Source organism: Halomonas sp., assembly GCF_041689495.1.
Lineage (GTDB): Bacteria > Pseudomonadota > Gammaproteobacteria > Pseudomonadales > Halomonadaceae > Halomonas.
On sequence record NZ_JBDNGD010000375.1, the window covers coordinates 1 to 6,822 of the forward strand.

Here is a 6,822-nt window from a genome sequence, read left to right on the forward strand (position 1 = left end):
CCCTGCTCACGCCGGTCCAGAGCCAGCGTCTCACCTGCCATGTGTTGCGCCAGGCCATTGCCGATGCGGATGACTGGGCACGGCTGGGGCTTTTGCTCTCCCTGTCGGTGAATGTCACCGCCGATGACCTCATGGGCCCCGACTTGCTGGCGCTGACCCGGGATCGCAGTCCCGGCGAGTCTCCCATGGTGATCCTCGAGATTACCGAGACGGCGGCCATGGACGATGACCTGCTGGGCAGCGAGGTGGCCGCCCGGTTGCACCTCGGCGGACTGGAGGTCTCGGTGGACGACTTCGGGGTGGGTTTCTCGTCCCTGTCGCGGCCGGTACCTGCCTCGACCATCCCCGAACTGGCCAGGCGTCAGTTGCCTAGCCTCGACAGTATTGTCGCCAGTGGGGCATCGCTGGGCACCATGTCGTAGGCGGGATTCCCTCGTCCATGACTCGAGAGCTACCGAGCTCGCCTCCCGGTGGCGATAGCCGTCGCGATACCCCCGGGATTTCTGCAGACACGGGTGAAGCCTCCATGATGCCTGCCTCATTCGAGCATGGTGGTCCGCTCCCCGGCAGTCAATGTGCCGCGGTCCGCGCGTGACGCTGTGGTCCGGACTGGTTAGGCTGACGGTAATTCCCAGGGAGACGCCCATGACAGACCCCCTCGGCTCACAAGCGATGCCGACCCCGTTCATCGTCGATGAACGCATCCAGCTGGTGGATGCCCGTAACCGCCCCTGTGGCAGTGCGCCTCGTGCGGCCATGCGCCGTTTTCGTTACTGGCACCGGGCCACCTATATCCTGGTGCTCAACGCCCAGGGTGAGCTGTGCGTCCAGCGTCGGACCCTGACCAAGGAAGTCTTTCCCGGTGGGCTCGACCTGGCGGCCGGCGGTGTCGTGGAGGCCGGGGAGGCCGTTCATCTGGCGGCACGCCGGGAACTGGCCGAGGAACTCGGCATCCGGGGCGTACCCTTGCATCACGTGCTCGAATTTCGCCATGCCCAGGGCGGCAACCATATCTTCGGCAGTGCCTTTCTCGTCCGCTTCGATGGCCCCCTGGAACTCCAGCCGGAGGAGGTCGCCGAGGCCTTCTGGGTGGCGCCGGATGAGGCACTCGCATTGGAAGGGGTGACACCGGACACTCGCCAGGCGGTGGAGACACTCCTGCAGGCCGGTATCCTTGAGGTGCGGCGATGAATCGACAGGCAACTCTCGATAGCCTCGAGGCGTTGATTGCCGCTCTGGAGTCGGTGGTGCTGGGCAAGTCCCGGGAGGTGCGCCTCGCCCTTTGCTGCCTGCTGTGCCGCGGTCACCTGCTGATCGAGGATCTCCCCGGCCTGGGCAAGACCACCCTGGCCCAGGCGCTGGCCAGGGCCACCGGGCTTGACATGCAGCGGCTGCAGTTCACCAGTGACCTGCTGCCCGCCGATGTGCTGGGGGTGTCGGTCTTCGATCCTCGCGAGGCGCGTTTCACCTTTCATCCCGGCCCGGTCTTCCACGGCCTGCTGGTGGCCGACGAGATCAACCGTGCCTCGCCCAAGACCCAGAGCGCCCTGCTCGAGGCGATGGAGGAGGGACGGGTCACCGTGGAGGGCGAGACTCGCCTCCTGCCGGATCCCTTCTTCGTCATCGCCACCCAGAACCCCCAGGAGCAGGCGGGTACCTTCGCCCTGCCGGAGTCCCAGCTCGACCGCTTCCTGATGCGCATCTCCCTGGGCTATCCGGATCCGGGGGCGGAACGCGAGATCCTGCGCGGCCATGCCGGTCGGGTGAAACTGGGCGCGCTGCCGGCGCTGCTCGACGCCAAGCGCCTGCTGGCCTGGCAGGCGCGCCTGGATGACATCCATGTGGCCGACGCCCTGCTCGATTATGTGCAGGCCCTGGCCGCGGCCAGCCGCGAGCATCCCGAACTGGCCTGGGGCCTGTCGACCCGTGGGGTACTGGCGCTGCTTCAGGCGTCGCGGGGCTGGGCCCTGCTCGAGGGGCGCGACCATGTGCTCCCCGAAGATGTCCAGGCCGTCTGGGTGGCGGTGGTCGGCCACCGTCTCAGCAGCGGCCGCCGCGAGGAGGGCGAGGCCCTGGCGCGACACCTGTTGTCGCGCGTGCCGGTGATGAGGTAACCCGCATGTCGATCGCCTCCGCTACCTGGCCCAGGGCATTCCTCGATCGCTGGCGGCGTCGTTCGGCGGCATCGCTGGCGCTGCCCCTGCCACAACGGCGACTCTTCCTGCTGCCGACCCGCTTCGGCCTCGGCTGGGCAATGCTGGTGGTGGTGCTCTTGCTGTTCGGTATCAATTACCAGAATACCCTGGCCTACATCCTGGCGTTCTGGCTCTTCTCCCTGGGGGTCGTGGTGCTGCTGCGCACCTGGCGCAACCTGCTGGGGGTTCGGGTGGCACTGCGCCTGCCGGAGGAGGTCTTTGCCGGTGGCGAGGCACGCCTGGGACTGGTCGTCGAGGGCAGACGTCCGCGCACGGCCCTGGAGTTCCATGCCGCTGGCGCATCGCTTCGCCTCGACCTTCCCCGGGGGCGTGGCGAGGGGGTCCTGGCACTACCGGCGCCCCGGCGTGGTATCCAGCCGCTGCCGCTGCTGCGCATCGAGACCCGCTGGCCGCTGGGGCTGGTGAGGGCGCTTGCCTGGCTGGATGTCGCCGACGAGATCCTGGTCTACCCGCGGCCGCTCGATGATGAGGAGACACTCCATCGCCTCTCGGGTCCCGGTCTCGAGGCGAGCGATTTCGCCGGCCTGCGACGGGCCGAGCCGGGTGACAACCTGGCGCGACTGGCCTGGAAACAGTGGAGCCGGACCGGCGTGCTGGCCACCAAGGTCTTCAGCGTGCCGCCCCGCCAGCAGCTATGGCTCGATTACGATGCCTGCCGAGGTGACGTCGAGCGGCGCCTTTCCGTGCTCTGTGGCCGGGTCCTGGCCCATCACCGGGCCGGTGACCGCTATGGCCTGCGCCTGCCGGGCCTGACCCTGGCCCAGGGAGAAGGGGCGCGTCAGCGTCGCCTGGCATTGGATGCCCTGGCACGCTTTCGGCCACCCGCACCGGGAGAGATGTCGTCATGAGGTGGCGCTGGCGCTCACGGCGCACTGCCCCCGCCGTGCTGGCCGACGGACGCGCCCTGAGTGCGGCCATGTTGCGCCAGTTGTTCGTCGGCCAGTGTCTGGTGCTGGCCCTGCACCTGGCCTGGATGCCGGCCTGGCTGGCGGGCATCGCCCTGGTCGTGGCCGGCTATCGCTACCTGCAGTTGCGGCGACGCCTGCCCAGGGCCGGTATCATGGTGCGCCTGATGGCGGTGGGACTCCTGCTGGCGGCGCTGTGGCTGCAATTCGGCACCCTGCGTGGCATGGATGGCCTGATCGGCCTCCTGCTGGGCGTCTACCTGCTCAAGCTGCTCGAGACCCATGATCGACGCGATGCCCGGGTCGTGGTCCTCATCGGCATGGTGGCCATCACCGTGGCCTTCCTGCATGACCAGGGCCTGCTCATGGCCGGTGGTGCCTTGCTGGTGCTGGCCTGGCTGGTACAGTCGCTGGTGTGGCTGAGCGGTGCCATCGGGGTACGCCAGGCCTGGCGGGAAACGGCCTGGTTGCTGCTGCTCTCGGCGCCCCTGATGGGGCTGCTCTTCGTGACCTTTCCACGGCTGGGGCCGCTGTGGAACATGCCGCAGATCGACCAGGCCTCGACGGGTCTCACTGACGAGATATCCCCGGGGGATATCGCCAACCTGTCGCGCAGTGATGCCCGAGCCTTCCGGGCCAGCTTCGAGGGGCGGGAGCCCGATCCCGACGAGCGCTACTGGCGTGTCTACACCCTGTCGCATTTCGATGGTATCCGCTGGTCTCGAGCGACCCCCCAGGAACTCTCGGCCACCCTGGGCCGTTCCGTGGATCAGTTCGTGGGGGCCGGGCAGCGTTCTCCCTGGCAGGAGAGCGACTCGCCTCGCTTCATCAGCGAACTCCTGCTGGAGCCCGACAGCCGTCCCTGGCGGCCGTCCCTGGGGGCGCCCCTGGCCACCGACAGCCGCCATCGCTTCCTGGGCGACGGTACCCTGGAGGGGATGGAGGCGCTCAGCTCGCGCAGCCTGGTGAGGTTAGAAAGCAGCGGCCGGGCGCCGAACGGGCCCGATCCGGCGGGGGCGGCGTGGCACACCCTTCTGCCCAGGGACACCAATCCCCGTACCCGGGAGCTGGCCGAGCGGCTCTGGCGGGAGAGCGGCGCCGACCCGCGGGCCTTCCTGGCCGCGGCGATGGCCCGCTTCGGTGAGTCTCCCTTCCGCTATTCGCTGTCGCCTCCCAGGTTGACCACCGCCGACCGCGTCGATGAGTTCCTGTTCGAGAGCGGGGTCGGGTATTGCACACATTATGCCTCGGCGATGACGGTGCTGGCCCGCTCGGTGGGCATCCCTGCCAGAGTGGTGGCCGGCTTTCTGGGCGGAGAGCGCCATCCGGATGGCTATTACACGATCCGTGACTATGATGCCCATGCCTGGGTCGAGGTCTGGCTGGAGGGGTCCTGGGAGCGGCTCGATCCCACCGCGGTCATCGCCCCGGAGCGCATCGACCAGGGGGCCCAGTCAATCCAGGAAGGGGCCGATGCCTTCCTGGCCGATTCGCCCTTCTCGCCACTGCGCATGCGTGAGATCGGCTGGGCAAACCGGCTGCGGCTGGACTGGGAACGGCTGGAGTATCGCTGGCAGCGCAGCGTGATCGGCTTTCAGCGAGAGGCGCGCAGCGCCTTCCTGAACCGGATTACCGACGGGCTGGGCGATTTCTGGCGATGGTGGGGCGGCCTGATTCCGGGACGCGGTGTCCTGGCGACCTTGTTCAGCCTGGGCATTGCCCTGGCTTCCATGGCGGGGGCAGGGCTCCTGCTCAGGCTGGGGTGGCGAGAGACCCGGCGGCGTCGCGACGAACGCGTCCAATGGCTCTCCCTTCAGGCCTGGCTGTCTCGCCGTGGCCTGGGTCCCGAATCCGGCGAGTCGCCCTCGGCGCACCTTCGGCGCATCGCCCGGCGAGCCGGGGCGGCCGGACCCGCCCTGGAGGAGTCCGCCGGACATATCGAGCGCCTCGCCTATGCGCCCGTGGGGAGCGACGAGCGACGTGAACGCCTGAAGCGATTGGCCCGGCGCGTGGCGGAAGTGCGGCGAAGGCTGAGACACGAGCGTCCAGGGGCCTGAATGGGTAAATTGGGACCACGGCAAGGCCCGCGAGGCTGGCGTGCAGGCGCCGGCCGTGGCATCGTGTGAATCACCATTGCCGAAGTCACTTTCATGTCCATACATGATTACCAATGCCGCACCCACCGCGGCGAGCCCTTCAATCTCGGCGCCCTGCGCGGTCAGGTGCTGCTGATTGCCAATGTGGCCAGCCGCTGTGGTTTCACGTCCCAGCTCAGGGATCTCGATCGGCTCTATCGTTGCTATCGGGATCGTGGTTTCACGGTGCTGGGATTTCCCTGTAACCAGTTTGCCCGCCAGTCACCCGAGTCGGCCCTGGATTTCTGCACCCTGAGCGAGCGCGAGTATCGGGTCAGTTTTCCGCTGATGGAAAAGGTCCAGGTCAACGGGTCGGATACCCATCCCCTGTTCGTCGAACTCAAGCGTGAGGCGCCGGGAGTGCTGGGCACCACCATGATCAAGTGGAACTTTACCAAGTTCCTGGTGGGTCGGGATGGCCGGCTGATCCGCCGTTTCTCCCCCCGAGACGGTGAAGCCGTGCTCAAGGAAGTGCTGGAAAGGGTACTGTACGAGCCCTGACGCCCTGGCTGACTCAGTGGGGGTATTCGCCACGTTCGACCATCAGCCTGGCCATCAGCTCGTTCCAGCGGTGGCGCGTCATCATGGTGGTCAGTCCCGAGAACAGCATCCAGCTCTTGCGCCGCCATCCCGTGAGCCGCAGGTTGTGGGCGACCAGCTGCCTCATCAGCTTGTAGTCATCGAATTGGCGCCATTCGCCGGCCACCGACATCTGCTGGCGCGAGAGCACCGGCGCGAGTTCGAGGCGAAAGACCCACTCGAGCTCCTTGAGGGTCAGGTCGTGGCGCTGGATGACCTCGACCATCCGGGCGTACTCGGTCTCGCGAGGCTCGCGTTCCAGCCATAGCGTGGCCAGTGTCAACCAGAGCTCGCCGCGCTCGTCGACCAGGGTCTGCGCATCCATCGTCTTTCTCCTGCCGGGTGTGCCGCTCGGGCCAAGCTGGCATCCTGCCCCAGGCTGTCGGTGTCCTCAAGAGCGGACACTTGCCTACGGTCTCGCTAGAATGACACCGTTACCCATCGAAAAACCAAGCGTGGCGTTCTGTCATGCCTGTCAGCCAACAGCGAGGTCTGTCGTGATCATCAAACCCAAGGTTCGCGGTTTCATCTGCACCACCACCCATCCCCTCGGCTGCGAGAAGAATGTACTCGAACAGATCGAGGCGACCCGCGCCCGCGGACTGGACAAGGCTGCCGGACCGAAGAAGGTGCTGGTGATCGGTGCCTCCAGCGGTTACGGACTGGCGGCACGCATCACCGCGGCCTTCGGGTATGGCGCCGACACCCTGGGTATCTTCTTCGAGAAGCCGGGCAGCGAGAACCGTCCCGGTACCGCCGGCTGGTACAACTCGGCGGCCTTCGACCGCTTAGCCAAGGCCGAGGGGCTCTACAGCAAGTCGATCAATGGTGATGCCTTCTCCCATGAGGCGCGCGACAAGGCCATCGAACTGATCAAGGCGGACATGGGCCAGGTGGATCTGGTGATCTATTCGCTGGCCTCTCCGGTGCGCAAGCTGCCCGACAGCGGCGAGCTGAAGCGCTCGGCACTCAAGCCCATCGGCGAGA

Annotated in this window: 7 protein-coding genes and 1 pseudogene; 7 read left to right on the forward strand and 1 reads right to left on the reverse strand. The window is 67.1% G+C overall.

What is annotated here, in order from left to right:
* The 6 genes from ACESMD_RS11685 to ACESMD_RS11710 form a co-directional block, all read left to right on the forward strand.
* On the forward strand, window positions 1–422 hold a 422-nt coding region (locus ACESMD_RS11685; protein WP_372613328.1), incomplete at its 5' end, for an EAL domain-containing protein.
* A gap of 223 nt (window positions 423–645) precedes the next feature.
* Complete coding sequence (locus ACESMD_RS11690; protein ID WP_372613330.1) at window positions 646–1,191, forward strand: NUDIX hydrolase; 546 nt, start codon at window positions 646–648, stop codon at window positions 1,189–1,191.
* Complete coding sequence (locus tag ACESMD_RS11695) at window positions 1,188–2,114, forward strand: AAA family ATPase (protein WP_372613332.1); 927 nt, start codon at window positions 1,188–1,190, stop codon at window positions 2,112–2,114. Before ACESMD_RS11690 ends, ACESMD_RS11695 begins: the two co-directional genes overlap by 4 nt.
* Before the next feature lie 5 nt (window positions 2,115–2,119).
* Entirely contained in the window at window positions 2,120–3,064 is a 945-nt protein-coding gene (locus ACESMD_RS11700; protein WP_372613335.1) for a DUF58 domain-containing protein, read from the forward strand.
* Window positions 3,061–5,178 carry a transglutaminaseTgpA domain-containing protein gene (locus tag ACESMD_RS11705; protein WP_372613337.1) on the forward strand — a complete coding sequence of 706 codons (2,118 nt, stop codon included), beginning with the start codon at window positions 3,061–3,063 and terminating at the stop codon, window positions 5,176–5,178. Before ACESMD_RS11700 ends, ACESMD_RS11705 begins: the two co-directional genes overlap by 4 nt.
* Window positions 5,179–5,271: 93 nt before the next feature.
* On the forward strand, window positions 5,272–5,757 hold the full coding sequence (locus tag ACESMD_RS11710; RefSeq protein ID WP_372613339.1) for a glutathione peroxidase: 486 nt from the start codon (window positions 5,272–5,274) through the stop codon (window positions 5,755–5,757).
* Window positions 5,758–5,770: 13 nt separating this feature from the next.
* Here the strand turns inward: ACESMD_RS11710 and ACESMD_RS11715 are convergent, their stop codons facing one another.
* Window positions 5,771–6,160, reverse strand: coding sequence for a hypothetical protein (locus tag ACESMD_RS11715; protein ID WP_372613341.1), 390 nt, complete (start codon window positions 6,158–6,160; stop codon window positions 5,771–5,773).
* A gap of 172 nt (window positions 6,161–6,332) precedes the next feature.
* Between ACESMD_RS11715 and ACESMD_RS11720 the strand changes: the two are divergent.
* Window positions 6,333–6,822, forward strand: a pseudogene (locus tag ACESMD_RS11720) (bifunctional NADH-specific enoyl-ACP reductase/trans-2-enoyl-CoA reductase); the annotation flags it as partial.

Coding starts and splice junctions, on each gene's coding strand:
- ACESMD_RS11690 (WP_372613330.1), top strand. CDS start 646: ATGACAGACCCCCTCGGCTCACAAGCGATGCCGACCCCGTTCATCGTC.
- ACESMD_RS11695 (WP_372613332.1), top strand. CDS start 1,188: ATGAATCGACAGGCAACTCTCGATAGCCTCGAGGCGTTGATTGCCGCT.
- ACESMD_RS11700 (WP_372613335.1), top strand. CDS start 2,120: ATGTCGATCGCCTCCGCTACCTGGCCCAGGGCATTCCTCGATCGCTGG.
- ACESMD_RS11705 (WP_372613337.1), top strand. CDS start 3,061: ATGAGGTGGCGCTGGCGCTCACGGCGCACTGCCCCCGCCGTGCTGGCC.
- ACESMD_RS11710 (WP_372613339.1), top strand. CDS start 5,272: ATGTCCATACATGATTACCAATGCCGCACCCACCGCGGCGAGCCCTTC.
- ACESMD_RS11715 (WP_372613341.1), bottom strand. CDS start 6,160: ATGGATGCGCAGACCCTGGTCGACGAGCGCGGCGAGCTCTGGTTGACA.